Here is a 26,555-nt window from a genome sequence, read left to right as displayed (position 1 = left end):
CGCGCAGGCGCCATGCAAGGTCCCAGGTCGGTTTATTTGCCAGCGCTGCCTCAAACGTTGAAGTGGTCTGCCAACGTCTCGGAAAAGTGCGTGCAATTGATGCGCGCATAGCGCCGGTAGTCACGGGTAACGGCGAACGCCGAGCCGGGCATCAGCAGGATCTTGTTTTGTTCCAGTTTGCGCACCAGGGGTTGCAGGTCTGGCAGGTCCGGGTGGTAGACCCAGAGGAACATCCCCCCTTGCGGTGCGATTTCAAACTGCCAGCCTCGCTCGATCAGAAGCCGCTGGGTCTGGACCTGCTGCCTGATCAGGCGCTGCTGCACATCATTCATGTGCCGGGCATAGGTGCCATCCGACAATATGGTGTTGACGAAGCGTTCGCAAAACGCCGGGACGGCAACACAGGTCAGCAGTTTCAGGCGTGTCAGCGGTTCGATCAGGTCTTGTGAGCAGGCGATGAAGCCCACGCGCAGCGATGCTGACAGGCATTTGGAGAAACTGCCGATGTAGATAACCCGGTCAAGGTTGTCCAGCTCGGCAAAGGTCTGGCGTACGGCCGGGCTGAAGTCGCCATACACATCGTCCTCGACCACGAAGAACTCGTGCTCTACCGCCAGGCGCAGGACGCTGAAGGCGTTGTGCGGGCTGATGTTGCTGCCGGTCGGGTTGTGGAAGGTGCTGTTGCAGAAAAATGCCTTGACCTTGTGCCTGGCCAGGTAGGTTTTCATCTCTTCCACGTCCGGCCCGTCCTGGGTTCGCCGTATGCCGACAACGTGCCCGCCCGCCAGCTGGATCAGCTTGATCAGGTTGCCGTTACCCGGCTCGTCGACGAAAACGTGGTCGCCTGGCTTGATCAGTAGCCGCGCAACCAGGTCCAGGCCTTGTGTAGCGCCCAGTGTGGTCAGCAACTGGTTGGGGCGGACATCGACACGGGTCAGCCGTTTCATGTGTACGCACAGCTGTTTGCGCATGGGCAGGTAGCCCTGGATGTCGCCGTATTCGGCCAGCGAGCTTTGCTCCAGCCGCGCCGTGCGGCGAATGGCCTTGGCCAGCAGTTCGGTGTCACGCCAGGCGGGGGGGAGCCAGCCGCTGCCCAGCTTGGTGTAGTGCTGGCCACCTTGCAGCAGCTTGAAGAGCGGGTCGCCCGCCATGCATTCGGGCTCGTGGATCACACCGGTTTGCCGTGACCGGGTCGCGACGAAGTAGCCCCTGCCCGGTGAAGCCGTCAACACACCTTCGCTGACCAGCTGGGCGTAGGCCGAAACAACGTCGTGGTAACTGAAGTCGACCGCAGCCGTCAGTTTCCGGATGGAGGGCATGCGCTGCCCGGGCAGCCACTCCCCTGCATCCAGGCGTTGTCTTAACTGGTGATGAAGGCTGCTGGTGTTCATGGCAGGTCTCAAACCGTTAGAAAAAAAAGCCTAACAGTTAACGGAAATGCTTGTCGACTGTTCGTTTTCAAATGGCCAGTACATGCCACTATTCCCTTGTCGGAAGTGTTGGTTGCCCGCAAAGGCAGCACCTTAAGCGTCTGTTCAACCAGACAACTGGATATCGAGCCCATGCACTCTATGGATATGCAATCAGCCGTCATTGCCAGGCTACCTGTGCCTGATGAACCGGAAACATTCAAGGTTGTAAGGAACCTTGTTACATCGGCGCTATTGGAGTGTTGTTCAGTTGAAGAATTCGAAGCGTTTAAAGAAACTGCAGTTATTCAGTGTGTCACCGAACAAGCCCATGCCGATTTGCAGGCCTTTGCCCTGAAAGATCCGGCCGCGGGCTGCGACCTGGTCTTCATTGCAAGAACGTACACCTCTTATTCTGCCGTTCTGCATTATCGGCTCGCCCATTGGATCTACAACAATACCGCTGCTGCCTATGGTGCCGGAGGTCAATGCCTGGCGGCCATGATCTCCAGGCGCGGCAAAATGCTCTCCGGGGCGGAGATCCACTTCCGCAGCCGTATTGGCGCACGCTTCATCATCGATCACGGCATGGGCACCGTCATAGGCGAAACCTCGACCATTGGTGACGATTGCTACGTGCTGGGCGGCGTCACCCTGGGCGCCCGCGGTATCAGCGGCAACCCTTCAAGCCCCAGGCACCCGACCTTGGGTAACCGGGTACAAATCGGCGCATTCGCCAGTGTGCTGGGCGCTATCCACGTGGGTGACGGCGCATTTATCGGGCCGGGCTGCATTATTACCAAAGATGTTCCCGCTGCTGCCCGGGTACAGGTTAAAACATCATTGCAGGTGGTGCTGGAATCATGAACGCTCTGAACTATGAAGTTTTACGCAATACCGAAAAGCTGTATTACAAAGACCAGTACCTGGCCGGCGTTGATACGCAAGTAACACGCGTGCACAGTGATGGCATTGAATTGCAGAGTACCGTGGCTTACCCGGAAGGTGGCGGCCAGGAAGCGGACTTCGGCACTATTGAATTACCGGTGGGAACTGTGCGGTTTGTCTGGGTGAAAAAACTGTATGGCAGCCCGATTCGCCTCGAAGGTTTCAAGGGCGGAAAACTGGGCGGCATCATTATTCACAGCCTGCACCCTGATGACCTGCACTTGCTGGATGACGTCACGCCAGGCATGCCGGCCCGCATCACCATCGATGTTGAACGGCGCGAACGGCTGACGCTGTCTCACAGTGCCAGTCACTTTCTGTATGCCGCTGCTATCGGGCTGCGTGAAGAGCTGCAGCAATGGACCATCGGCTGCCACATCAAAGAGGATTCGGCACGTTTCGACTTCCTGGTCGAGGACGCTTTCACGGCCGAAGAGGTGGTTGAAATAGAGCGGCGGGCCAACGAACTGATCGGCTGCGATGCACCCATCGAGCACTACGCGGTCGAGGGCCTGGAAGACGCACGTTTGTGGACCTACAACGGCATCGAAATTCCGTGCGGTGGCACACACCTCGATTCACCAGGGCGTATCGGGCGCCTGAGCGTCAGGCGCAAACGCCTGGGTAAAGGTAAGGAACGGCTGATCTGCGCGTTCCCCGATGCCGAAATCGACCTGTCCACTTACCACGGGCACGCACTATGAACAGCACGTTACCGCGGCGCACGTACCTGTATTTCACCGCACAGTCGATCAACCTGACCACAGCGGTCATGTCCGTGACCATGGCCGCCATTGTCGGCGCGGCGCTGGCCCCTGATGCCGCGTGGTCCACCGTGCCATACGGGTTTCAGTTTCTGAGCCTGATGCTGGCAACCTACCCGGTCTCCAGGCTGATGAGCCGCATCGGCCGCAAGAAGGCTTTCATGCTGGGCGCGATTCCTTTGGCATTGTCGGGTATCAGCGGCTTTCTGGCGGTGGAGCACCAGCATTTTGCAACGCTGGTCCTTAGCCATTCTGCGCTGGGCGTGTACATCGCCTTCGCCAACTTCAACCGCTTCGCGGCCACCGACAATCTGTCTCAGGCCCTGAAACCCAAAGCCCTTTCGCTGGTTGTGGCTGGGGGCGTCATCGCCGCGGTGGTCGGGCCGACGCTTACCGAGTGGCTGCGAGATGTGGGTGGCTATCCACTGTTTTCGCTGTGTTATTCCGCGTTTGTCGGCCTGGCGCTGCTGTCACTGCTGATTGCCCTTTGCCTGCCAGACGATGGCGGTGTGACCACCACGGTCAACAGCGCCGCCCAGTCGGCCCGCCCACGCACCGAGCCGTTAAGCCCGAGTGTGGTGGTAGCAATGGGCGTTGCTGCACTGAGCTACGGGATCATGAACCTGCTGATGATCCAGGCCTCGATGCACATGAAGCACATGCACGAGGACTTCTCGGACGTACGCCTGGCGATCCAGTGGCATGTGATTGCCATGTTTGCCCCGTCGTTCTTCACCGGTGCGATCATCCAGCGGTTGGGTATCAGGACCACCATTTGCGCGGGCCTGGCCCTGCTGATCGGCTGCTCGGCCCTGAATATCTGGTCGCACAGCTACGCCATGATGACCCTGGCACTGATTGCCCTCGGGCTGGGTTGGAACCTGACGTATGTAGGCGGCGGCGCCTTGCTGGCCCAGTCGCTGCAGAACAGCCCGGCAGCGATGCAGATGCAGGGCAAGAACGACCTGGCCATTGCCATCTTCGCCACCCTCGGCGCGTTCAGCCCTTCGCTGTTGCTGAGCACGGTCGGCTGGGATGGCACCAACGCCATCTGTATGGCCCTGTGCATCGGGCTGCTGGTTGCCACTGCCGGCCTGCTGCAGAACAAGGCCTGCCTGCATACTTCAATGGAAGGTAGCCGCAAATGAGCGAGCTCATCAGTGTCAGCGATCGCATCTATACCAAGCTGGAAATGAACAACCCGGGGGGAAGCCACAAATACCGGGCGGCCCGGCGCATCGTCGAGCATGCCGTGCGCAATGGCGACATCATTCCCGGTGTGACAACCGTCATCGAGAAAACCGGTGGCAGTTTCGGCTTCGGCTTGCTGGCGGCCTGTCACAAGTACCAGGTCGCGGTGGAGCTGGCGGTCGGGCTGAGCTTCAGCCAGACCAAGCGGGATCTGCTCGAGTGTTTCGGTGCCCGGCTGATCGGCAAGGAAATGCTGATGGCCGGTGCCACCCCCAAGGATGTGGTCATGCACCACCTGGATAACCAGGCCGCGTTGGGCAAGTCATACTTCTATACCGACCAGTTCAACAACCCGGTGGGTATCGAGGCCCACCGTTACCAGACGGCCAGCGAGCTGGCCGTGCAACTGACCAACGCCGGGGCAGGGCGGGAAGTCCTGTTTGTTGGCTGTGCGGGTACGGGTGCAAGCTTCACGGGCATTACGCTGGGGCTGAAAGATCACGGTTTCGAGGTGTCGACGGTGTTGGTCGACCCCTGCGGGTGTGACTCAAGGGCAGGTGTGTTTGCCGACCATCGCTTCGAAGGCATGGCGGTGGGGGTTTGCCCGCCCTTCATGGACTGGTCGCTGGTGGACGAGCGGGCCCAGGTGCAACACGCAGAGATGCTGGCTGCGCAGCGCTGGTTCTACATGCAAAGTGGCATTTTCGTGGGCAATACCGCTGCCGCCTGCCTGGCCGTTGCTCAGCGCATGGCCCAGCACCCGCGGTATGCCGGAACCACTGTGGTGACCATCGCCTATGACGCCGGCCTGTGGTACCAGGACCTGCTGGGGGCGACCCGGCGCAAGGCCGCATAGGCCAAGGCCCTCAGCAGGGGGCGACGTCAGATCAGGCGCCGTGGCACTTTTTGAACTTCTTCTCGCTACCGCATGGGCACGGGTCGTTACGGCCAACGTCCTTCAGGGCGTTACGTACCGGCTCCTGGTGGCCGTGGTTGCAGTGCGGGCCGTGAACATGGCCATGGTCATGGTCATGGTGGTGATCATGGTCGTGGTTGCAGTCAGGGCCATGAACGTGGGGTTGCTGGGACATTGCAGGGTTACTCCGGGATGTGATCGCCGGGGATTATCTCACCACTGCGCGATAAGTGCAGGTCCCGATGGATAAGCAGCCCGGTCGCCAGTTCGCCCTGCAGGGTGTAGTGCAGCGGTTGCTTGCTTCTGAGCAGCTTGGCCAGCGGCTTGAGGTGCTGCCACAGGTTGGTACGCGCGGTGATCTTGAAGGTACGCCGGGCATGCCCGCCCACGCTGCGCCATACGCTGGTTTCATCCTGCACCAGCAGCAGGTCGTTCAGGCGCACGGCATACGACAGGTTGCGGATGAACAGACGGCTGTCATTGGGGTTGTCGACTTGCAGGTGCAGCACGAACTCCTGCTCCAGCAACCTGGCCTTGACCGTTTCGACTTCGACCAGGCGCACCTCGGGTTCGCGCCAGTCTTCACCGCCCCAACTGCTGCAGCCCGCCAGCCATGTCATCAGTGTACCGAGCAGCAGCAGACGGGCGCGGGCGTTCATGCTCAGCTCCCGACGTAACTGGCGCAGCATTTCTTGAACTTCTGCCCGCTGGCGCAGGGGCAGGGGTCGTTGCGCCCGGCCTTCAACCCGACCGTAGGGTCGATGAAGTACCAGCGCCCGGCATGCTGGACGAACGCCGAGCGTTCGCGGTGCTGGTGGTCGCCCTCCTGGTCGTGCCAGCGTGCGGTGAAGGTGACAAAGCCGTGTTCCGGTTGGCCGCCGAGTACTTCAGCGCTTTCTACCTCCAGGCCCAGCCAGGTGCTCTGGGCGCTCCAGGCGGCCATGGCGGCACGGTCCAGGTCGGCTTGTTGGGCAGGCAAAGTGGTGGCCACCAGGTAGTCGACCAGGCCCAGCACGTAGGCACTGTAACGTGAGCGCATCAGCGCCTGGGCATCGGGTGCCGGGGTGCCGGCATGGTAATGCCCACAGCAGGCATCCAGCAGGTTGCCACTGCCACAAGGGCAGACCGAGACACTCATCATCACCACCAGTACTTGCCGAAGTTTTCAGGGTTGGCCCAGAACCTGGCGTTGAGCCAGTCCGGGACCTGCTTGTAGTCATGTAGATCATAGGTGAACAGGCTCAATACCTGCTGGTCACGGCAGAATTTCTCGCTGGCCGACAGGGCCAGGGCGAAAAAGTCGGTGTCTTGCCAGCCGCAGGCGGCCAGGTCGGCCAGCACGGCAACCCGGCTGGCATTGAGGTTGCGGATGCCGCCGAGCAGTTCCAGGCCCGTGCGTTTGGGCAGGTGCTCCAGGCAGTCCACCAGCACCGCCAGGTCAAAACGCTGGGCCGCAAGCTCGGCCGGAAGCGGGCCAGGGGCCGCTGTGGCGATGCTCACCTGCGGGTGTGCCGCGGCGAAGGCGTCGAGCGCCGGGAAGCGTGTGCCCACCAGCAGCAGGCGTTGCGGGGTGAAGCGCTCCAGCAGGGCTGCCAAAGCCTGCTGCGGCGTACGTTGGGAGAAACCTTCGGTCATTGCCAATCCTCGTTCAAGTCGTCCAAGACTAGCGGGCCGCAGCCTGCGGGCAAAGAGGCATGTGACCGCGTCGTGGCTTATTGCTGGCAGGGTTGGAATGCGCGGTCTTTACTCCCAGAGATCGGCCTTATGCCGATTCCCCCTAGGAGAAGCAATGAAATGAGCATAGTACGCACAGCGATACCCCTGGTACTGCTCACCAGTGTGTTGACTGGTTGTGCAGGTTTGCAAAAAACCGACTGGCCGAAATGTGCCGCCGTCGGGGGTGTAGGCGGCGCCGCCTTGGGCGCTATCGAAAGTTCCAGCTGGGCTGGCTGGGGCGCGTTGCTGGGCGGTGGCCTGGCGGCGGGTTACTGCTGGGCCCATGGAGATGGCGACGAGGATGGCGACGGCGTGCCGGACAGCCGTGACAAGTGCCCTGGCACCCCGCGTGGGGTGCAGGTCGATGCCAACGGGTGCCCGCCTGAGCCGGCAGTCGTGGTCGAGGAAGTGGTGGTGCAGAAAGAAGAGGTCATCGTCATCCGCGATGTGCACTTCGAATTCGACTCTGCGAAGCTGACCGCCCGCGACAAAGAACGCCTCAACACCATTGCCACGCGCCTCAAACAGGAAGCGCCGTCCGCCCGCCTGAGTGTCAGCGGCCACACCGACAGCGTCGGTTCCGACAGCTACAACCAGAAACTGTCCGAACGTCGTGCCCACTCGGTGACCGATTACCTGGTCGAGAGCGGCGTACCGCGCAGCAGCTTCGTTTCGGTGGTCGGTGCCGGTGAAACCCAACCGGTGGCTGACAATGCCACGGCCGAAGGGCGCGCCATGAACCGTCGTACCGAGATCAAGATCCAGCGGTAACACGGCATGCGCCCGTGCCTTGAGCAGTGGCACGGGCGCGTCTTGATGCCGGTCAGCCGTTTGTGGCCAATGACACAGGAGCATTCAGCATGAGTGTGACGTCGAAGGCGGCATTGCCGCTGTTGGTGGCTGCCAGCCTGCTCGCGGGCTGCGCTACCCATAGCGATGGCAGCGCGCCCCTCAACCAAAGGACCTGGCCCATCTGCAGCCTGTTGGGCGGCCTGGTCGGTGGCGGCCTGGGCGCTATCGAAAGTTCTGCCTGGGCCGCAGGTGGCGGCGCCCTGGGCGCCATTACCGGGGGGCTGATCTGCTATGCCCAGGACGGTGACGAAGATGGCGATGGTATTTTCGACCGCCGCGATCGTTGCCCCGACACCCCAGCCAACACGGCGGTCGACCACATGGGTTGCCCGTTGAAGGTGTATCCGGCAGCCCCCCCTGTTACCGCACCCGAACCTGCACCTGAAGTCATCATCCTGGATGACAACGGCGCGGTGATGTTCGCCTTCGATTCCGCCGACCTGACCCCGGCGGCCCAGCAACGGCTGCAAGGCCTGGTGGCGAAGCTCAACTCACCGACGGTAGCCAAGGTCGCGGTGATCGGGCACACCGACAGCGTGGGCTCCGACACCTACAATCAGGCGCTTTCCGAGCGCCGTGCCAGCAGTGTTGCCGAGTACCTTATCAGCCAGGGCCTGGAGCCCGGCAAGGTCACCAGTCAGGGGCGTGGGGAAAGCGAGCCGGTCACCGACAACGAAACCGAGGAAGGCCGCGCGCGCAACCGACGGGTGGAGCTGCACCTCAACTGAGCGGTGCTGGCGCCTGCCTTGGCATTGCAGTTAATGTGGGGCGCACGGCCCGCTCGATCGGGCCGTCTCGACATAACAACAATCGATAGGGGCGGGGTATGAAGTTCATCCTGGGCCTGGGCAAGGTCCTGACGGTCGCTTTCTGGGGTGTGGTGTTGTTCAATCAGCTGTTGCCACAACCTTTGCCCTTCAATCTGCTGATCAATGCCGCTGGTATCTTCCTGTTCGGCCTGCACCTGCTCGAAGTGCTGTTCTTCAATGGCAGCCTGCGTGGGCGCAGCCACCGCTGGTTCGACCGATTGCAGATCCTGTTGACGGGTATCTTCCATGTCATGTCCATTCCCCGTGCGCAGGAGGCGCCGCGAAATGCGTAATCTGATGTTGCTGGCCATGTTGGCCACTCCCCTGGCTCAGGCCGAAAGCCTGGAAGTCGCCGCCAACTCCATGCTGCGCCTGCCCGACAAATCGGCCAGCGTGCACTTCACGCACTTGCGTGTCGCTGATTCGGCAACCCTGCTGCTGCCTGCCTCGCTTGCGCAATTGAAGGTCGACCAGCTTGAGCTGGGGCGTGATGCGCGTATCGCCATTGCACCTTCCGATAGCCCGTTGCTGATCGAGGCGCGCAGCGCCAGGTTGGGCGAAGGCAGTGAGTTCAGTGCTCCAGGGGCTGCCGGTAGCTACCAGCGGGCAGCCCGCTCGGGCCGCAGCCTGGACCTGAAACTGGCTGAGCTGGATGCCGAGCGGGTGGCGATCGATGCCCGTGGCGGCGCCGGTGCGCCGGGGTACGTGGGGCTTGATGGTGCCAATGGCCAGGCAGGTGGTTGCACATGGGGCCAGGCCAGTCGCGGTGCCAATGGCGATAATGGCGGCAACGGGCACGACGGTGCCCCGGGTGGGCGCATTCGTCTGAGCCTGCCGCAGGGCTTCCCGCAGGAGCACATTGTGGTGCGCCTGGATGGCGGCGCACCGGGCAAGGCCGGGGCGGCAGGCAAGGCGGGTAAAGGCGGGGCGAGTAAAGGTTGCCTTGTGTACAGCACCGACGCCGGGGCCAATGGCCGGCCGGGGCAGCCGGGCCAGCCAGGATTGGCGGGGGCAGCGGGTGAGTTGATCCTGCAGCGCCTTTGAAAACCTGAACTGGCCCTATCGCCGGCAAGCCAGCTCCCACCCCGACCGCATCAGCTGCAAGCCATGCAGAGTACCTGTGGGAGCCGGCTTGCCGGCGATAGGGCTAGTTCAGGCAACATCAGATCATCAGGCGCGAACTGGCCACGGCGACCACCGCCATGCCCAGCAGCAGGTTGATCCCCACCATCCGTCGAATCCGCCCCAGCACTGCCGCACCCGTCGGCCAGTCCTCCGCCTGCACCGCTGCCTTCAGCTCGGGCAACAGCAACGCCTGAATGCGCATGAACAAGGCAAACATGGCGATCCCGCCGCCGATCATCACCTGCACGTACTTTGGCGCAGTCTCGAAGCCGCTGAAGCGCATGTGCAACATGCCGATACCACTTATCGCCAAGATCGCCACGGCCACCCAGACCCAGCCGAAGAAGCGTCGGAAAACTTCCACCCACAGGCGCAGCCGCGCAGGCCCTTCAAGGGCTACAACCGTTGCCGGGCGCAGCACCAGCCAGGCGAAGAACATGCCGCCGACCCATACCAGGGCAGCCAGAACATGCAGTGTGTAGGGCAGGGCAAAGGCAAGCATCCGGATCTCCATGCGGCATAATGGGCAATAGCGGGGTATGATAGCCGCCCCGTGTGAAACACTGAAAATATATCCAGCCCTTCGGGCGCCTGCAGACCATGATCAGCAACGAACTCAAAGCCACCATCCAGGGCGCCTATTCGCGTTTTCTCGAAGCCAAGAGCCTCAAGCCGCGCTATGGCCAGCGCCTGATGATCGCCGAAGTGGCCAAGGTGCTTGGCGACATCGCCTGCGACGATGAAGGCCGCCGTGCCGGCGAGCCTGCCGTGGTGGCGGTCGAGGCGGGCACCGGTACCGGCAAGACCGTGGCCTACAGCCTGGCAGCCATCCCGGCCGCCAAGGCCGCCGGCAAGCGCTTGGTGATCGCCACCGCGACCGTGGCCCTGCAGGAGCAGATCGTTTTCAAGGACCTGCCCGACCTGATGCGCAACAGCGGGCTCAACTTCAGCTTCGCCCTGGCCAAGGGCCGTGGGCGCTACCTGTGCCTGTCCAAGCTCGACATCCTGCTGCAGGAAGGCCATGCCCAGTCGGCCACCGCCCAGCTGTTCGAGGAAGAAGGCTTCCGTATCGAAGTCGACGAGCGCAGCCAGAAGCTGTTCAACAGCATGATCGAGAAGCTCGCTGGCAACCGCTGGGACGGTGACCGTGACAGCTGGCCCGAGGCCCTGGAAGACCAGGACTGGGCACGGCTGACCACCGACCACAGCCAGTGCACAGGCCGCCACTGTCCGAACTTCCAGCAGTGCGTGTTCTACAAGGCCCGCGAAGGCATGGGCAAGGTCGACGTGATCGTCACCAACCACGACATGGTGCTGGCCGACCTGGCCCTGGGCGGTGGCGCGGTGTTGCCCGACCCGCGCGATACCCTGTACGTGTTCGACGAAGGCCATCACCTGCCAGACAAGGCCATTGGTCATTTCGCCCATTATTCGCGCCTGCGCTCCACCGCCGACTGGCTGGAACAGACCGCCAAGAACCTGACCAAGCTGTTGGCTCAGCACCCGCTGCCCGGTGACCTTGGCAAGTACATCGAGCAGGTGCCGGAGCTGGCGCGGGAAGTGCGCACCCAACAGCAGTTCATGTTCACCCTGTGCGAGCAGGTGGCGGACTTCCGCCCCAGCGAGGACACCGAAGGCCGTGAACGCCCGCGTTACCGCTTCGAGGGCGGTGTGGTGCCAGAGCAAATCCGCGAAGTGGGCATCGAACTGAAAAAGGGCTTTGCCCGCCTCAACGACCTGTTCACCCGCCTGGCCGACTTGCTCAAGGAGGGCATGGACGGCGAGGTCAATATCGGTATCGCCAGCCATCAGGCCGAAGAGTGGTACCCGCTGTTTGGCAGCCTGGTCACCCGTGCCCAAGGCAACTGGGAACTGTGGACGGCCTTTACCGCCGAGGACCCGGAAGACAGCCCGCCCATGGCTCGCTGGCTGACGCTGGCCGAGAGTGGCGCACTGTTCGACATCGAAGTTAACGCCAGCCCTATCCTCGCCGCCGAAATGCTCCGCCGCAGTCTGTGGAGCGTTGCCCACGGCGCACTGGTCACGTCGGCGACGTTGACCGCGCTGGGCAAGTTCGACCGCTTCCGCATGCGCTCGGGGTTGCCGCGCGATGCCGTCACCTGCGTGGTGCCCAGCCCGTTCGTGCATGGCGATGCCGGCCTGCTGCGGGTCCCCGACCTGCAGGCCGACCCCCGCGATGCGGCGGCGCATACGGCGGCGATCATCCGTGAGCTGCCAAACATCGTCGAGGATGCCCGTGGCGCGCTGGTGCTGTTCTCGTCACGCAAGCAAATGCAGGATGTGTTCGACGGCCTGGACCGTGACTGGCGCAAGCTGGTGCTGATCCAGGGCAACCTGTCCAAGCAGGAAACCCTGAACAAGCACAAGGCGCGGGTCGATGATGGCCAGCACAGCGTGTTGTTCGGCCTGGCCAGCTTTGCCGAAGGTGTCGACCTGCCAGGTGCGTACTGCGAGCATGTGGTCATCGCCAAAATACCTTTCTCCGTGCCCGACGACCCGGTGGAAGCCGCTTTGTCGGAGTGGATCGAGGCTCGCGGTGGCAACCCGTTCATGGAAATTGCCGTGCCCGACGCCTCGTTGAAGTTGATCCAGGCCTGTGGCCGCCTGCTGCGTACCGAGCAGGATCGCGGCGTCATCACCTTGCTCGACCGGCGCCTGGTCACCCAGCGCTACGGCAAGGCTATTCTCAATGCGCTGCCGCCGTTCCGGCGGGAGATTTCCTGACCGCCGGAGCACTTGCTCCGGCGCGTTGTCCATTACTCAGTCTTGGGCCATGACGGCCCTGAAGGAGAGCCCCAGCCTTATGGTCCGCCGTACCCTGCCCGCCGTTTTCGCCCTGTTGTTCAGCTCGCCCTTGCTGGCCGGGCAGCAGACGCTGTTCAGCTTCGTGCGCCCGGCCTCGGTGGTCAATGTGGCGACCGAAGATGCAGGCATGCCGCAGTACAACGCGGAGCAAACGGCCGAGGGCGAGGTGCTGCGCCGTGTGGTGTTCAACCCGGCCCTGCGACCGACCTTGCGCCTGAGCCCGCAAGGCGGGGTGTGGGACTGGTCGGCCGGGCAGTTCCTCACCTTGCGCCTGCAAAGTGCCATGGACTGGGCACTGACTGTTGATGTTACGGTGCAAGGCAGCGATGGCCGCACCTTGACCAGCCGCATCGACCTGCCGGCCGGCCCTGCGCAAACGGTGATGGTGCCACTGACGGCCAGCTCGCCGTTGAGCCAGGGCATGCGCGCCGGCCCTCCCATGCCCTGGAACCATGGCGGCCAGCGCCTGCTACTGACCAGCAGCGCTGGCGCGGTTGACCTCAAGCAGGTGACCTCGGTCAGCCTGAGCATCCCCAACCCCAAGGTGGCGCAGAACCTGCTGATCGAACGGGTGGGCATCCAGGATGACGACCAGGCCTACCAGGCGGCTTACCACGAGCTGATCGATGCCTACGGCCAGTCCACCCGCGCCAACTGGCCAGAGAAGGTCGCCAATGACGATCAACTCAAGGCGGCCGATAAGCGCGAGCAGCAACAGCTCAAGGGTTGGCTGGCTGAGCGTGACAAGCAGCAACTGGACAGCTACGGCGGGCTTGTTGCCGGGCCGGCGTTCGAGGCCAAAGGGTTCTTCCGTACCGAAAAGCGTGATGGCCGCTGGTACCTGGTAACGCCCGAGGGGCACCCGTTCTATTCCCTGGGGGTAAATGCGATAGCTGCAGACGGCGGGCGTACTTACGTCGCCGGCCGTGAAGGCATGTTCAAGGCATTGCCGGGTGAGGGCGAGGCATTGGCGGCATTCTATGGCGAAGGCAACAACGACGATGGCAATGCCTCGTCGCAAGGGCGCAATTTCAAGCAAGGGCGCTGGTTCGACTTCTATGCTGCCAACCTGCAGCGTACCTACGGTAAACCCTGCCCGCCGGCCTTGGAAGGGCAGCCAGCCAACTGCCCGCCGCTGGTACTGGATGCTGCCCGCTGGCAGGCGCACGCGCTCGACCGGTTGCAGGCCTGGGGGTTCAACACGATCGGCAACTGGAGTGAGCCTGCCCTGGGCCAGGCCAAGCGGATGCCCTACACCTTGCCGCTGTCGATCGTGGGAGACTACGCCAGCATCAGCACCGGCATGGACTGGTGGGGCAGTATGCCCGACCCGTTCGACCCACGTTTTGCCATGGCTACAGAGCGCGCCGTGGCCATTGCCGCCCGCGATCACCGCGACGACCCTTGGCTGATCGGCTACTTTGCCGACAACGAGTTGGCGTGGGCTGCCCCCGGTAACGACCCCAAAGCCCGCTATGGCCTGGCCTATGGCACCTTGCGCCTGACCACCGACGTACCGGCCAAGCGCGCCTTTCTCAAGCAGTTGCGCGACAAGTACCGTAACCAGGAGGGGCTGTCCAAGGCCTGGGGCATCGAACTGACCGCCTGGGAGCTGATGGAAGACCCAGGCTTCGAGGCACCGTTGCCCAACCCGGAACACCCGGAAATCGAGCGCGACTACCAGCACTTCCAGCAGGTGTTTGCCGAGACTTACTTCAAGACCATTGCCGACTCATTGAAATGGCATGCCCCCAATCACCTGCTGCTGGGTGGCCGCTATGCGGTCAGCACGCCGGAGGCGGTCAAGGCCTGTGCCGAATTCTGCGATGTGCTCAGCTTCAACTTCTATACCCTCAAGCCGCAGGACGGCTACGACTTCGCCCGCCTGGCCGAGCTGGACAAGCCGGTGCTGGTGTCCGAGTTCCAGTTCGGTTCGCGCGATCGCGGGCCGTTCTGGCCAGGGCCGCTGGAGGTGGCGCGGGAAGAGGACCGTGGCCCGGCCTATGGCAACTTCCTCAAGGCGGCCCTGGCGCAGCCGATGATCGTGGGTGCCCACTGGTTCCAGTACCTCGATCAGCCAGCTAGTGGCCGCCTGCTCGACGGCGAGAACGGGCACCTGGGGCTGGTCGCGATTACGGATATGCCCTACCCAGGGTTTGTCGACGCTGTGCGCAAGAGCAACCTGCAGGCCGTGAGCCAACTGCGTACCCAGCTGGAAAAGCCGGCGCCTTGAGTGCAGGCTACCGTTCGTCGCGACCATTTGGCCCAAGCCAGTTTGCAAAACACCCAACTACTGAAACAATGCACACCTTTTTTGGACATGGTCGTACGGGGTACAGCGGGTGCAGATCCAGGGTCACTATGAGCTGAAGTTCGAAGCCGTGCGCGAAGCCTTTGCCGCGCTGTTCGATGATCCCCAGGAGCGTGGCGCCGCGCTGTGCATCCAGGTAGGGGGCGAAACCGTCATCGACCTGTGGGCCGGCAGCGCCGACAAGGATGGGCAGCAGGCCTGGCACAGCGACACCATCGCCAACCTGTTCTCCTGTACCAAGACCTTCACCGCCGTCACTGCCCTGCAACTGGTGGGTGAGGGCAAGTTGGCCCTCGATGCGCCAGTGGCCAAATACTGGCCCGAGTTTGCCCAAGCGGGTAAACAGTCGATCACCCTGCGCCAACTGCTTAGCCACCGTGCCGGCCTGCCTGCCATCCGTGAACTGCTGCCAGCCGAAGCCCTGTATGACTGGCAGGCCATGGTGGATGCCCTGGCCGCCGAGACACCTTGGTGGGCTCCAGGTACGGAACACGGCTATGCCGCCATCACCTACGGCTGGCTGATCGGTGAACTGATCCGTCGTGCCGATGGCCGTGGCCCTGGCGACTCGATCGTGGCCCGTACCGCCCGCCCGCTTGGGCTGGACTTCCATGTTGGCCTGGCAGATGAAGAGTTCCACCGCGTGGCGCACATCGCCCGTGGCAAGGGCAACCCCGGGGATGCCGCCGCGCAGCGCCTGTTGCAGGTGACCATGCGTGAGCCCGAGGCGTTGTCGACCCGTGCCTTCACCAACCCGCCAGCAATCCTGACCAGCACCAACAAGCCGGAATGGCGACGCATGCAGCAGCCAGCGGCCAATGGCCATGGCAATGCACGCAGCCTGGCGGGTTTCTATGCCGGGCTGCTGGACGGCAGCCTGCTCGAGTCCGAACTGCTCGATGAACTGACCCGTGAACACAGCCTGGGCCAAGACCGTACCTTGCTCACCCAGACCCGTTTCGGCCTCGGCTGTATGCTCGACCAGCCCGATGTGGCCAATGCCACCTTCGGCCTCGGCGCACGTGCCTTTGGCCACCCCGGTGCCGGTGGCTCGGTCGGTTTTGCCGACCCGGAGCACGATGTGGCGTTCGGCTTCGTGGTCAATACCCTCGGCCCTTATGTGCTGATGGACCCACGAGCCCAGAAGCTGGTGCGTGTCCTTGCCAGTTGCCTTTGATCGGGTAATGCGGGTATTGCCCCAGCCCTTTGACTATCCTCAATGCCAACGCCTTATGTGTGTGGGCAAAATTTCTTTTAATTTCATGGTGTATCGCTGATGTCTTCACATAAAACCTTAGCACTCGCCCTGTGCCTGACCGCCGTTACCGGCTGTGCCAGCCACTCTCCGGAAGGCTCCAAGGCAGGTGGCTCCAGCTGGTGGCCTTTCGGTTCGGACAAGGTCGCCGAGCAGGAAGTGAAGGCAGCCGTCACTGAAAACGTGGCCAAAGCCGATGCCAAGTCTGAAAGCGCCAGCCGCTGGTGGTGGCCGTTCGGTGGTGATGACAAGCAAGCCAAAGGGCCTGTGGTGCCGAAGATCGACCAGAAGGCGACCCAGGCCTGGCTGGACGAGTACGAGCCCAAGCTGCGCGAAGCCATCAAGGACAGCAAGCTGGAGCTAGAGCGTCGCGACAATGTGCTGGCGGTAACCCTGCCGGTAGACAGCTCGTACAACCCTGACCGCCCGAACATGCTGCTGCCCATGACACTCGGCCCGATCACCCGAGTGGCCAAGGCCGTCGAAGGTGACCCGAAAACTGCCGTGCTGGTGCTCGGCCATGCCGACAGCAGCGGTGTTGCAGCTGCCAACCAGAAGCTCAGCCTGGAGCGCGCCGCGTCGGTATCGGCCATTTTCCGCCTCAGCGGCCTGCAGCGAGACCGCCTGACCCTCAAGGGCATGGGCTCGGTGATGCCACGTGCCGCCAACGACAGCGCCGAAGGCCGTTCCCTGAACCGCCGCGTTGAAATGTTGCTGACCCCGCAGAACACCATGGTCGCACTGCTGGCCAAATATCAGCAGGCCGGCCCGGCACCTGCGCCGGCTTCGATGGTTGCGGTTCAGGATGCCAAGGCACCGGCTGCCAAGGCCGCCGACAGCAAGCCAGCCGCGAAGAAGCCAGTGGCGAAAAAACCAGCAGCCAAGGCCAAGGCTCCCGCCAAGACCACCGCCAAGAAAAAAGCCGCGCCGGCCAAGCCAGCCGCCAAGAAAGCTACCACTGACAAGAAAGTAGCTGCCAACAGCCCTGCGAAGACCAACTGATCGTCAAGGAACGCAGCAATGACCCAATCCCTGGCCGATATGCGCCGCGACTACACCCGTGATGGCCTGGCCGAAGCCCAGGCTCCGGGTGAGCCGTTCGCCCTGTTTCACCAGTGGTTTGCCGATGCGGTGAAAACCGAGCAGGTACCGGTGGAAGCCAACGCCATGACCCTGGCCACTGTCGACGGCGAAGGCCGCCCGCATTGCCGTGTACTGCTGTTGAAGGGGCTCGACACGCGTGGTTTTACCTTCTTCACCAACTACGACAGCGCCAAGGGCCAGCAGCTGCAAGCCAACCCCTTTGCAGCCATGACCTTCTTCTGGCCGGCGCTGGAGCGCCAGGTGCGCATTGAGGGGCGGGTGGAAAAGGTCACGGCCAAGGAGTCGGACGACTACTACCAGGTGCGCCCGCTGGGCAGCCGCCTGGGGGCCTGGGCTTCGCCGCAGAGCCGGGTGATTGCCGGGCGTGAAGAACTGGAGGGGCTGGTCAAGGCAACTGAGGCGCGCTTCTCGGACACCCAGCCCCATTGCCCTGAGCATTGGGGTGGGTACCGTTTGCTGCCTGAGCGTATCGAGTTCTGGCAGGGTCGGGCTAGCCGCCTGCATGACCGGCTGAACTATCGGCTGGTCGATGGGCAATGGCAGCGCGAGCGTCTGGCACCCTGAAAATGTTGGGGCCGCAAAGCGGCCCCAATACTCGACCAGAGGCTACCCCACATACCCCGCAGCCTCCCGCTCCAACCACCCTGGCAACTGCTTGCGCCCCACCTTTTCCACCCGCGCTTGCTCCAGCCGCTGCAGCATATACGCGCGCTTCCCCGCATCCGCCCCCGCCAACGACAACGCCAGGTCACGGTCCATCCAGCGGCGCATGCGCACATACAACCACCCGTGAAAATACAGCCCTGCAACGGTGGTGACCACGACGATGAAGTAATCCATGGCTATCCTTGGTCTCACTTGAAAGGCCTTCGACACAGCCCCGCAGGCTGTACCCCGGCTGAATGAAAACAATTTTATTACGTTTGTACCGTGACAGCCGTCAATGTGCAGCGTCTAATGAGCACCTGACTTATGGAGACTTTACCCATGCGTAAATCCGCTTTGCTGGTGGCGACTTTTACCACCATGTCGCTGCTGCTGGGGGGCTGTGCCTCAAGCCTGACCGGTGATAGCTACTCCCGTGACGAAGCCCGCCGCGTGCAAACCGTGCGCATGGGCACCATCGAATCCCTGCGCCCGGTCAAGATCGAGGGTACCAAAACCCCGATCGGTGGCGGCGCTGGCGCCATCGTGGGTGGCGTTGCCGGTAGTGCCGTAGGCGGTGGCCGTGGCAGCATCGTGGCAGCTGTTATCGGTGCTGTCGCCGGCGGCCTGGCCGGGTCTGCTGCCGAGGAAGGCCTGACGCGCACCCAAGGCGTCGAGATCACCGTACGTGAGGACGATGGCAGCATGCGCGCCTACGTTCAGGCCGTGCAGGAGAACGAAATCTTCCGCGTGGGCGACCGTGTACGCATCATGACCGTTGACGGTACCAGCCGCGTTTCGCACTGACCGCCGCACGGTAAAACAAAACCCCGACATGGCGCCTGCCAGTCGGGGTTTTTTCATGCGTCAGCCAACTCAGCCTGCGTGGGTTTTGCGGCTGGCCATGGCGGTGACGGCATAGCCGATCACTGCGGCGAAGAACGAGCCGGTAAGAATGCCCATGCGGTCCATGCCGGCGTATTCGCTGCTACCCGGCACAAAGGCGAGCGAGCCAACGAACAGGCTCATGGTAAAGCCAATGCCGCAGAGTATCGCGACCCCCAGCAATTGCCCCCAGCCGGCCCCAGCAGGCAGCGCGGCCAGTCGTAGCTTGACGGCCACCCATGTCAGGCCGAAAACCCCCACGGTCTTGCCCAGCAGCAGGCCGACCGCGATGCCCATCGGCACGGGGTGAGTGAAGCTTTCTACGGTCATGCCTGCCAGCGAGACACCGGCGTTGGCGAAGGCGAACAGCGGCAGGATGGCATAGGCCACCCACGGGTGCAGGGCATGTTCAAGCGCCAGCAGCGGCGAAGTTTCGGCGTTGCGTGTGCGCAGTGGAATGCACAAGGCCAGGGCGACACCCGCCAGCGTGGCATGCACGCCACTTTTGAGCACACAGACCCACAGGATCAGGCCAACGACCATGTACGGCCCAAGCTTGACCACGCCAAGCCGGTTCATCGCCACCAGCACCACCAGGCAGGCCGCAGCCAGCAGCAGTGACACGCTCGACAGGGTGCCGGAATAGAACAGGGCGATGACAACGATTGCACCCAGGTCGTCGATGATCGCCAGGGTCATCAGGAACAGCTTCAGCGACACCGGCACGCGCTTGCCCAGCAAGGCCAGTACGCCGAGGGCAAAGGCGATGTCGGTAGCGGTGGGGATCGCCCACCCGGCAACGGCGGCAGGGTCTTCGCGGTTGATGAACCAGTAGATTAGCGCGGGTACCACCATGCCGCCGATAGCGGCCGTGGCAGGAAGCACGATCTGCGAAGGTTTGGACAGGTGGCCATTGATCACCTCGCGTTTGACCTCCAGGCCGATCAGCAGGAAGAACAGCGCCATCAGGCCATCGTTGATCCAAAGCAGCAACGGCTTGGCGATGTTCAACGCGCCGACCTGGACAGCGACGGGAACGTCGAGCAGGCCGCTGTACAGGTAGGACAGCGGTGAGTTGTTGATGATCAGTGCCAGTACGGCGGCGGCGATCAGCAGCAGGCCGCTGGCGGCTTCAAGCTGGAAGAAGCGGGTGAACAGGCTACGCACGGGCTATAGGCTCTCCATGAGCAGTTTACGAATGGAACGGGCGTACACCCTAGCCTGTGACCATATGCTTTAAAACAAAAACAATATTCGTTTTTGTTATATGTTGTTGCTGACAGGCCTGGGGGAAGCCTAGATGGAACTGAGGAAGGAAGGGGGAGGGGAAGCCTGATGTTGGGGGTGGATTATTCTGATGCCTGCCAGCACCCTTTCGCGAGTAAACCCGCGAAAGGGTGCTGGCAGGCAATCAAGCATCAGAGGCCGAGCATATCCCGCGCCACTGCCTCGGCGATGCGAATGCCATCGACACCCGCCGACAGGATCCCGCCCGCGTAGCCGGCCCCTTCACCTGCCGGGAACAGGCCTTTCAGGTTCAGGCTCTGGTAATCCTCACCCCGGGTAATCCGCAATGGCGACGAGGTACGTGTCTCGATCCCGGTCAACACCGCGTCATGCAGGTTGTAACCCTTGATCTGCCGGTCGAATGCCGGCAATGCCTCACGGATTGCCTCGATGGCGAAGTCCGGCAGGCTCGGCGCCAGGTCTCCCAGGGTCACGCCCGGCTTGTAGGACGGCTCGACACTGCCCAGCGCGGTCGAGGGCCGACCAGCTACAAAGTCGCCTACCAATTGCGCAGGCGCCTGGTAGTTGCTGCCCCCCATCACATAAGCATGGGCTTCCAGGCGCTCTTGCAGTTCGATACCGGCCAGCGGGCCACCCGGGTAGTCTCGCTCCGGGTCGATGCCGACGACGATGCCGGAGTTGGCGTTGCGCTCGTTCCGCGAGTACTGGCTCATGCCGTTGGTCACCACCCGGCCCGGCTCGCTGGTAGCCGCGACCACGGTGCCGCCCGGGCACATGCAGAAGCTGTACACCGAACGGCCGTTCTTGGCGTGGTACACCAGCTTGTAGTCGGCAGCGCCCAGTTTCGGGTGGCCGGCGTACTTGCCCAGGCGTGCCTTGTCGATCAGCGTTTGCGGGTGCTCGATACGGAAACCGACCGAGAACGGCTTGGCTTCCATGTACACGCCTTTGGCGTGCAGCATGCGGAAGGTGTCGCGGGCACTGTGGCCCAGCGCCAGGACCACATGGCGCGAATGCAGCTGCTCGCCGCTCTCCAGCACCACGCCGGTCAGCTGGCCGTCTTCGACCAACAGGTCGGTCACCTTCTGCTGGAAGCGTACTTCGGCACCCAGGGCGATCATGTCCTGACGCATCTGCTCGACCATGCCGGTGAGGCGGAAGGTACCGATGTGCGGTTTGTTGATGTACAGGATCTCGTCGGGCGCACCGGCCTTGACGAACTCTTCCAGCACTTTGCGGCCGTGGTGTTGCGGGTCCTTGATCTGGCTGTACAACTTGCCGTCAGAGAAGGTGCCGGCGCCGCCTTCGCCGAACTGCACATTGGACTCGGGGTTGAGTACGCTTTTGCGCCACAGGCCCCAGGTGTCCTTGGTGCGCTGGCGTACTTCCTTGCCACGCTCAAGGATGATCGGCTTGAAGCCCATCTGTGCCAGCAGCAGGCCGGCGAAGATGCCGCAGGGGCCGAAACCGACCACGATCGGGCGTTCCTGCAGGCCTGCCGGGGCCTGGCCGACGAACTTGTAGGTGACGTCCGGCGCTGGGCCGATGTTGCGATCGTCGGCGAACTTGCTGAGCAGTTCGGCTTCGTTGCTGGCTTCCAGGTCGATGGTGTAGATGAACAGCAGTTCGCTGTTCTTCTTGCGCGCATCGTAGCTGCGCTTGAACAGGTTGAAGCTGAGCAGTTGCTCGTCGCGGATGCCCAGGCGCTGGACGATGGCTTCACGCAGGGCTTCGTCGGGATGGTCCAGGGGCAGCTTCAGTTCGGTGATTCGTAGCATGGCAGGGTCCAGTATCCCGGCCATGGGCGGCCGGCGGCTTTACACAAACCGCCAAGTATAAGCTGTTAGCCGCCCCGACTGGCAGGATAAAAGCGCCCGGCGATCAGTTGTCGCGTGCGCCGCCGTAGTAACCGCAGCCCTGCAGGGTCTTGCCGTCGATGCGCAGCTCGGCACGCAGGTGGTGGATGGCACCGGTGGCGTTGTCTACACAGCGCTGCGGTGCGACCCACAGTTCCACATGCTGGTTGTTGGCTTCGCTGGTCAGGGTCAGGCCGCCGCCGGGTACTTCTTCTTCCAGGAAGGGCAGGGGCAGGGGCTCCTGGCCGACGCGGTTGAGCACCATGCCCTTGCCACTGGCCTTGATGTCCCACTCCGGTTCGTGGCCATTGGCGCGCAGGGTCAGCTGCTTGAAGTTGGGGTCGTCACAAGCGCGGGTTGAAGGTTCCAGGCGGTACAGGCGGCGCACTTCCAGCTGGCCATCATTGTTGGCCTGCTTGCTCCCGGTAAGGCGCCCGCGCACGTCGGCGAACAGCTTGTCGTTGGCGTCCTTGGCGAGGTTGGCGGCCTCTTGCAGGATGCCCGTCGCACCGACATCGTTGATCACGAAGGTGCGGTTTTCGCTGCATGGCTTGAACAGCAACTGGCCACCGGCGGCACGCAGTTCGCCCTGCATGCGCGTGGTGCCGATGTTCGGGTCGCTTGGCGGGCTAGCCATCAGTTGGCAGCCTGCGAACAGGGGCAGCAGGGCGGTGAGCAGCAGGGTGGGGGTGAGGCGCATGGGGCGGGCTCCGGGGAATCTTTGCCAAAGAGCTGGCCACGTTACTCAGGCTGGCGCGGGATCACAAGTTAATGGTTGCCTGTACCGGCCCTATCGCCGGCAAGCCAGCTCCCACAGGACTCCACAGCTCGTGAAGATTGTGGTGACCTGTGGGAGCTGGCTTGCCGGCGATAGGGCCGGTACAGGCATTACATTTCTGACAGGCAAAATAAAGGGCCAGTAGTTGGCCCTTTATTTATCAACCGCCGAGGTACGCGTCGCGCACCTTCGGGTCAGTCAACAATGCTTCACCCGTGCCCTGCATCACCACCCGGCCGTTTTCCAGCACATACGCCCGGTCAGCAATCTTCAGCGCCTGGTTGGCGTTCTGCTCCACCAGGAACACCGTCACGCCATCACGGCGCAGCTGTTCGATGATGTCGAAGATCTGCTGGATGATGATCGGTGCCAGGCCCAGCGACGGCTCGTCGAGCAGCAGCAGCTTGGGCTTGCTCATCAGTGCCCGGCCAATGGCGAGCATCTGCTGTTCACCACCGGACATGGTGCCGCCACGCTGGATGTAGCGTTCCTTCAGGCGCGGGAACAGCTGCAGCACCTTGTCCAGCTGCTCCTGGTAGTCGCCCTTGTCGGTGAAGAAACCACCCATCGCCAGGTTTTCCTCGACGGTCAGGCGGGCGAACACGCGGCGGCCTTCCGGCACGACGGCAATACTCTTGCGCATGATGTGCGAGGACGGCTGGCCGACCAGTTCTTCACCCAGGTACTTGATGCTGCCACTGTGCGCCTGCGGCGAGCCGCACAGGGTCATCAGCAAGGTCGACTTGCCAGCGCCGTTGGCGCCGATCAGGGTAACGATCTCGCCCTGGTTGATCTCCACGTTGACGCTGTGCAGCGCCTGGATCTTGCCGTAGAAGGTGGAAACGTTTTCGAACTTCAGCATTTACGCTTCCCCCAGGTAGGCTTTGATCACATCAGGGTTGTCGCGGATCTCTTCCGGCGTGCCGTGGGCCAGGGGGGTGCCCTGGTTGATCACCACGATATGGTCGGAGATGCTCATCACCAGCTTCATGTCGTGCTCGATCAGCAGCACGGTGACGTTGTGCGACTCACGCAGGTAGGCGATCAGTGCCTTGAGGTCTTCGGTTTCTTTCGGGTTCAGGCCCGCAGCCGGTTCGTCGAGCATGATGATGCGCGGCTGGGTCATCATGCAGCGGGCGATTTCCAGGCGGCGCTGCTGGCCGTAGGCGAGGGTGCCGGCGGTACGGTTGGCGAACTCGGTCAGGTTGACCTTCTCCAGCCAGTACTGCGCGCGCTCCATGGCCTCTTTCTCGCTGCGACGGAAGCTCGGGGTCTTGAACAGGCCGGCGAAGAAGTTGGTATTGAGGTGACGGTGCTGGGCGATCAGCAGGTTTTCCAGCGCGGTCATTTCCTTGAACAGGCGCACGTTCTGGAAGGTCCGCACCACGCCCTTGCGGGCGATCTGGTGGCCGGCCAGGCCCTGGATCGGCTGGCCATCGAGCAGGATGGTGCCACCGCTCGGCTTGTAGAAGCCGGTCAGGCAGTTGAACACGGTGGTTTTGCCGGCGCCGTTCGGGCCGATCAACGCCACCACCTGTTTTTCCTTGACGGTCAGGCCTACGCCGTTCACCGCCAACAAGCCGCCGAAGCGCATGCTCAGGCCGCTGACTTGCAGAATTTCGCGGCTCATCGACGCAGCTCCATGTGTGGACGTTGCATAGGCAGCAGGCCTTGCGGACGCCAGATCATCATCAACACCATCAGCGCACCGAACATCAGCATCCGGTATTCGCTGAACTCACGCATCAGCTCGGGCAGCAGGATCATCACGATGGCCGCGAGGATCACGCCCAGTTGTGAGCCCATGCCGCCGAGCACGACGATGGCGAGGATGATCGCCGACTCGATGAAGGTGAACGACTCCGGCGTCACCAGGCCTTGGCGCGCAGCGAAGAAGCTGCCGGCGAAACCGGCGAAGCAGGCACCCAGGGTGAATGCCGAGAGCTTGATCACGGTCGGGTTCAGCCCCAGCGCACGGCAGGCAATCTCGTCTTCACGCAGGGCTTCCCAGGCGCGGCCGATCGGCATGCGCAGCAGGCGGTTGATGACGAACAGCGCCAGCAGGGCCAGCAACAGCGCCACCAGGTACAGGAAGATCACCTTGTTGATCGAGTTGTATTCCAGCCCGAAGAACTCGTGGAAGGTCTGCATGCCCTCGGCGGCGCGGCGTTCGAAGGTGAGGCCGAAGAACTCCGGCTTGGGGATGTTGCTGATGCCGTTGGGGCCGCCAGTCCAGTCGGTGAGGTTACGCAGGAACAGGCGGATGATCTCGCCAAAGCCGAGGGTCACGATCGCCAGGTAGTCACCACGCAGGCGCAGGACCGGGAAGCCAAGCAGGAAGCCGAAGGTGGCGGCCATCAGGCCGGCGATCGGCAGGCACACCCAGAAGCTCCAGCCCAGGTAGTGCGAGAGCATGGCGTAGCTGTAGGCGCCGACGGCGTAGAAGCCCACGTAACCCAGGTCGAGCAGGCCCGCCAGGCCGACCACGATGTTCAGGCCCAGGCCCAGCAACACGTAGATCAGGATCAGCGTGGCGATGTCGACTGCACCGCGCGAGCCGAAGAACGGCCATACCAGTGCCGCGACGATCAGGCCAATGATCACGTAGCGTTGGGTCTTGGGCAGGGTGAGGTAGTTGCTGACGGCCGGCGGGATCAGCTTGCGATCCGAACGGCTGCCCATCACCGCACTCCACTGCTTGTCGAACAGCACGCGCAGGAACATCAGCACCGAACACACGGCGATGATGCTGATGGTGAACGACCCTTGGCTGTGCACGGCCAGGCTGATGCCGTCGATGCTCAGTTTCAGGCCCAGTACCGGGAAGGCCACGGCCCATACCAGCAAGGCGCTGAAGAACGCCTGTTTGAGATTTCTGTTCATACTTTTTCAACCTCCGGGCGGCCCAGGATGCCGGTCGGCCGGAATAGCAGGACAAGAACCAACAAGCCGAATGCCACCACATCCTTGTACTGGTCGCCGAAGATGTCGGCGCCGAACGCTTCGGCCACACCCAGCACCAGCCCGCCGAGCATGGCGCCCGGGATGCTGCCGATGCCACCCAGTACCGCCGCGGTGAAGGCTTTCAGGCCCACCAGGAAACCGGCGTTGGGGTTGATCACCCCGTACTGCATGCTCAGCAGCACGGCCGCCACGGCGGCCAGGGCGGCACCGATGACGAAGGTGAGGGCGATGATGTTGTTGGTGTTGATGCCCAGCAGGTTGGCCATCTTGATGTCCTCGGCGCAGGCGCGGCAGGCGCGGCCCAGGCGGGAACGGGAGATGAACAGGGTAAGCAGGGTCATGGCCACCAGGGTGACCACGAACACCAGGACCTGCATGTAGCTGATCAGTACTTCTTCAGCACCCCCTGGCCCGAAGGAGAAACTGCCGGGGATCAGGTTGGGGATGGACTTGTCCTTGGAGTCTTGCGACAGCAAGACGGTGTTCTGCAGGAAAATCGACATGCCGATGGCGGAAATCAGCGGGATCAAACGGTTGCTGTTGCGCAGGGGGCGGTAGGCAACGCGCTCGATACTGTAGCCATAGGCACTGGTGACGAAGATCGTCGCGACGAAGGCGACGGTCATCAGGATAGGCAGCGAATGGATACCCATCATGGCCAGGCCCGCCAGGGCGATGAAGGCCACATAGGAACCGATCATGTACACCTCGCCGTGGGCGAAGTTGATCATGCCAATGATGCCGTACACCATCGTGTAGCCGATGGCGATCAAGGCATAGGTGCTGCCGATGGTCAATCCATTAACCAGTTGTTGGAAGAAATGGTAGATCTCAGGCATTACAGCGCTCCTAAAAACCTGATTTGCATTTCGCTGGCGGGGGTAGGCCAGGAAACCGCGGGTGACGGTTTTAAGATTTTCAGGTGAGCCTGCCCCCGGATCGCGGGGATCGGG

28 protein-coding genes are annotated in these 26,555 nt (G+C 62.7%); 14 read left to right on the top strand and 14 right to left on the bottom strand.

All coding sequences use genetic code 11. The features are described from left to right. Nucleotides 1-50 precede the first annotated feature (50 nt). Complete coding sequence (locus N436_RS03435) at nt 51-1,391, bottom strand: PLP-dependent aminotransferase family protein (RefSeq protein WP_105945858.1); 1,341 nt, start codon at nt 1,389-1,391, stop codon at nt 51-53. Between the two features lie 171 nt (nt 1,392-1,562). On the opposite strand from N436_RS03435, the gene N436_RS03430 reads away from it, so the two are divergent. The 4 genes from N436_RS03430 to N436_RS03415 are packed head-to-tail and all read left to right on the top strand — an operon-like array spanning nt 1,563 to nt 5,168. Then, the gene (locus N436_RS03430; protein ID WP_177410253.1) at nt 1,563-2,276 is read left to right on the top strand and encodes a serine O-acetyltransferase; all 714 of its coding nucleotides are present in this window, start codon (nt 1,563-1,565) and stop codon (nt 2,274-2,276) included. Next, nucleotides 2,273-3,061, top strand: a complete 789-nt coding sequence (locus N436_RS03425; RefSeq protein ID WP_105945859.1) for an alanyl-tRNA editing protein — start codon at nt 2,273-2,275, stop codon at nt 3,059-3,061. Before N436_RS03430 ends, N436_RS03425 begins: the two co-directional genes overlap by 4 nt. Next, nucleotides 3,058-4,269 (top strand): MFS transporter, encoded by a 1,212-nt coding sequence (locus tag N436_RS03420; RefSeq protein WP_110740434.1) that lies wholly within the window; start codon nt 3,058-3,060, stop codon nt 4,267-4,269. The genes N436_RS03425 and N436_RS03420 overlap by 4 nt, the downstream gene beginning before the upstream one ends. Continuing rightward, nucleotides 4,266-5,168 (top strand): pyridoxal-phosphate dependent enzyme, encoded by a 903-nt coding sequence (locus N436_RS03415; protein WP_105945861.1) that lies wholly within the window; start codon nt 4,266-4,268, stop codon nt 5,166-5,168. Before N436_RS03420 ends, N436_RS03415 begins: the two co-directional genes overlap by 4 nt. Before the next feature lie 31 nt (nt 5,169-5,199). Here the strand turns inward: N436_RS03415 and N436_RS03410 are convergent, their stop codons facing one another. From N436_RS03410 to N436_RS03395, 4 genes are read right to left on the bottom strand one after another with little or no spacing between them, the layout of a single operon-like run. Continuing rightward, on the bottom strand, nt 5,200-5,403 hold the full coding sequence (locus N436_RS03410) for an SEC-C metal-binding domain-containing protein (protein WP_110679145.1): 204 nt from the start codon (nt 5,401-5,403) through the stop codon (nt 5,200-5,202). A gap of 7 nt (nt 5,404-5,410) precedes the next feature. Next, nucleotides 5,411-5,887 (bottom strand): LEA type 2 family protein, encoded by a 477-nt coding sequence (locus N436_RS03405; protein ID WP_105945862.1) that lies wholly within the window; start codon nt 5,885-5,887, stop codon nt 5,411-5,413. Between the two features lie 2 nt (nt 5,888-5,889). Continuing rightward, a complete protein-coding gene (locus N436_RS03400; RefSeq protein ID WP_025754557.1) occupies nt 5,890-6,366 on the bottom strand; it encodes a YchJ family protein in 477 nt (158 codons plus the stop codon). Nucleotides 6,367-6,368: 2 nt separating this feature from the next. After that, nucleotides 6,369-6,863, bottom strand: coding sequence for a DUF6231 family protein (locus N436_RS03395; protein WP_060497855.1), 495 nt, complete (start codon nt 6,861-6,863; stop codon nt 6,369-6,371). A 159-nt stretch (nt 6,864-7,022) separates the two neighbouring features. Between N436_RS03395 and N436_RS03390 the strand changes: the two genes are divergently transcribed. The 4 genes from N436_RS03390 (at nt 7,023) to N436_RS03375 (ending at nt 9,649) form a co-directional block, all read left to right on the top strand. Next, entirely contained in the window at nt 7,023-7,715 is a 693-nt protein-coding gene (locus tag N436_RS03390; RefSeq protein WP_110740433.1) for an OmpA family protein, read from the top strand. A gap of 89 nt (nt 7,716-7,804) precedes the next feature. Then, nucleotides 7,805-8,524, top strand: coding sequence for an OmpA family protein (locus tag N436_RS03385; protein ID WP_110740432.1), 720 nt, complete (start codon nt 7,805-7,807; stop codon nt 8,522-8,524). A gap of 98 nt (nt 8,525-8,622) precedes the next feature. Further along, nucleotides 8,623-8,898 (top strand): DUF1145 domain-containing protein, encoded by a 276-nt coding sequence (locus tag N436_RS03380; protein WP_016713783.1) that lies wholly within the window; start codon nt 8,623-8,625, stop codon nt 8,896-8,898. Then, the gene (locus tag N436_RS03375; protein WP_105945864.1) at nt 8,891-9,649 is read left to right on the top strand and encodes a hypothetical protein; all 759 of its coding nucleotides are present in this window, start codon (nt 8,891-8,893) and stop codon (nt 9,647-9,649) included. Before N436_RS03380 ends, N436_RS03375 begins: the two co-directional genes overlap by 8 nt. A 118-nt stretch (nt 9,650-9,767) precedes the next feature. Here the strand turns inward: N436_RS03375 and N436_RS03370 are convergent, their stop codons facing one another. Further along, nucleotides 9,768-10,232, bottom strand: a complete 465-nt coding sequence (locus N436_RS03370; RefSeq protein WP_105945865.1) for a CopD family protein — start codon at nt 10,230-10,232, stop codon at nt 9,768-9,770. Nucleotides 10,233-10,330: 98 nt separating this feature from the next. On the opposite strand from N436_RS03370, the gene dinG reads away from it, so the two are divergent. The 5 genes from dinG to pdxH all read left to right on the top strand — a co-directional run bounded on the left by dinG (nt 10,331) and on the right by pdxH (nt 17,790). Further along, entirely contained in the window at nt 10,331-12,475 is a 2,145-nt protein-coding gene (gene dinG / locus N436_RS03365; RefSeq protein ID WP_019096578.1) for an ATP-dependent DNA helicase DinG, read from the top strand. Between the two features lie 79 nt (nt 12,476-12,554). Then, on the top strand, nt 12,555-14,789 hold the full coding sequence (locus N436_RS03360) for a beta-galactosidase (protein ID WP_110740431.1): 2,235 nt from the start codon (nt 12,555-12,557) through the stop codon (nt 14,787-14,789). Between the two features lie 109 nt (nt 14,790-14,898). Then, nucleotides 14,899-16,044 carry a serine hydrolase domain-containing protein gene (locus tag N436_RS03355; RefSeq protein ID WP_105945867.1) on the top strand — a complete coding sequence of 382 codons (1,146 nt, stop codon included), beginning with the start codon at nt 14,899-14,901 and terminating at the stop codon, nt 16,042-16,044. Between the two features lie 99 nt (nt 16,045-16,143). Further along, the gene (locus N436_RS03350) at nt 16,144-17,124 is read left to right on the top strand and encodes an OmpA family protein (protein WP_016713789.1); all 981 of its coding nucleotides are present in this window, start codon (nt 16,144-16,146) and stop codon (nt 17,122-17,124) included. 18 nt (nt 17,125-17,142) lie between these two features. Continuing rightward, nucleotides 17,143-17,790, top strand: a complete 648-nt coding sequence (gene pdxH / locus N436_RS03345) for a pyridoxamine 5'-phosphate oxidase (RefSeq protein WP_016713790.1) — start codon at nt 17,143-17,145, stop codon at nt 17,788-17,790. Nucleotides 17,791-17,832: 42 nt separating this feature from the next. On the opposite strand, the gene N436_RS03340 is transcribed toward pdxH, so the two are convergent. Then, on the bottom strand, nt 17,833-18,066 hold the full coding sequence (locus N436_RS03340) for a hypothetical protein (protein ID WP_104833309.1): 234 nt from the start codon (nt 18,064-18,066) through the stop codon (nt 17,833-17,835). A gap of 147 nt (nt 18,067-18,213) precedes the next feature. On the opposite strand from N436_RS03340, the gene N436_RS03335 reads away from it, so the two are divergent. Beyond that, entirely contained in the window at nt 18,214-18,678 is a 465-nt protein-coding gene (locus N436_RS03335) for a glycine zipper 2TM domain-containing protein (protein ID WP_009684613.1), read from the top strand. Nucleotides 18,679-18,747: 69 nt separating this feature from the next. Here N436_RS03335 and nhaA read toward each other — a convergent pair whose 3' ends face one another. From nhaA to livH, 7 genes are all read right to left on the bottom strand, one after another. Next, nucleotides 18,748-19,923 carry a Na+/H+ antiporter NhaA gene (nhaA, locus tag N436_RS03330; protein WP_110740430.1) on the bottom strand — a complete coding sequence of 392 codons (1,176 nt, stop codon included), beginning with the start codon at nt 19,921-19,923 and terminating at the stop codon, nt 18,748-18,750. A gap of 251 nt (nt 19,924-20,174) precedes the next feature. Next, nucleotides 20,175-21,782, bottom strand: a complete 1,608-nt coding sequence (locus N436_RS03325) for an NAD(P)/FAD-dependent oxidoreductase (protein ID WP_016713793.1) — start codon at nt 21,780-21,782, stop codon at nt 20,175-20,177. A 103-nt stretch (nt 21,783-21,885) separates the two neighbouring features. Next, nucleotides 21,886-22,560 carry a COG3650 family protein gene (locus tag N436_RS03320; protein ID WP_028698538.1) on the bottom strand — a complete coding sequence of 225 codons (675 nt, stop codon included), beginning with the start codon at nt 22,558-22,560 and terminating at the stop codon, nt 21,886-21,888. A 238-nt stretch (nt 22,561-22,798) separates the two neighbouring features. Next, nucleotides 22,799-23,500: an ABC transporter ATP-binding protein gene (locus N436_RS03315; RefSeq protein WP_003254879.1), complete on the bottom strand. Its 702-nt coding sequence runs from the start codon at nt 23,498-23,500 to the stop codon at nt 22,799-22,801. Next, entirely contained in the window at nt 23,501-24,268 is a 768-nt protein-coding gene (livG, locus tag N436_RS03310) for a high-affinity branched-chain amino acid ABC transporter ATP-binding protein LivG (RefSeq protein WP_013973920.1), read from the bottom strand. After that, entirely contained in the window at nt 24,265-25,521 is a 1,257-nt protein-coding gene (locus tag N436_RS03305; RefSeq protein ID WP_016713795.1) for a high-affinity branched-chain amino acid ABC transporter permease LivM, read from the bottom strand. The genes livG and N436_RS03305 overlap by 4 nt, the downstream gene beginning before the upstream one ends. Continuing rightward, complete coding sequence (gene livH / locus N436_RS03300; protein WP_003254876.1) at nt 25,518-26,441, bottom strand: high-affinity branched-chain amino acid ABC transporter permease LivH; 924 nt, start codon at nt 26,439-26,441, stop codon at nt 25,518-25,520. The genes N436_RS03305 and livH overlap by 4 nt, the downstream gene beginning before the upstream one ends. Nucleotides 26,442-26,555 lie beyond the last annotated feature (114 nt).

Origin of the sequence: Pseudomonas sp. RV120224-01b, assembly GCF_003208145.1 — a bacterium.
Classification (GTDB): Bacteria; Pseudomonadota; Gammaproteobacteria; order Pseudomonadales; family Pseudomonadaceae; genus Aquipseudomonas; species Aquipseudomonas monteilii.
The sequence above is the reverse complement of the archived record's forward strand: the minus strand, read 5'-3'. Positions and strand labels throughout refer to the sequence as shown.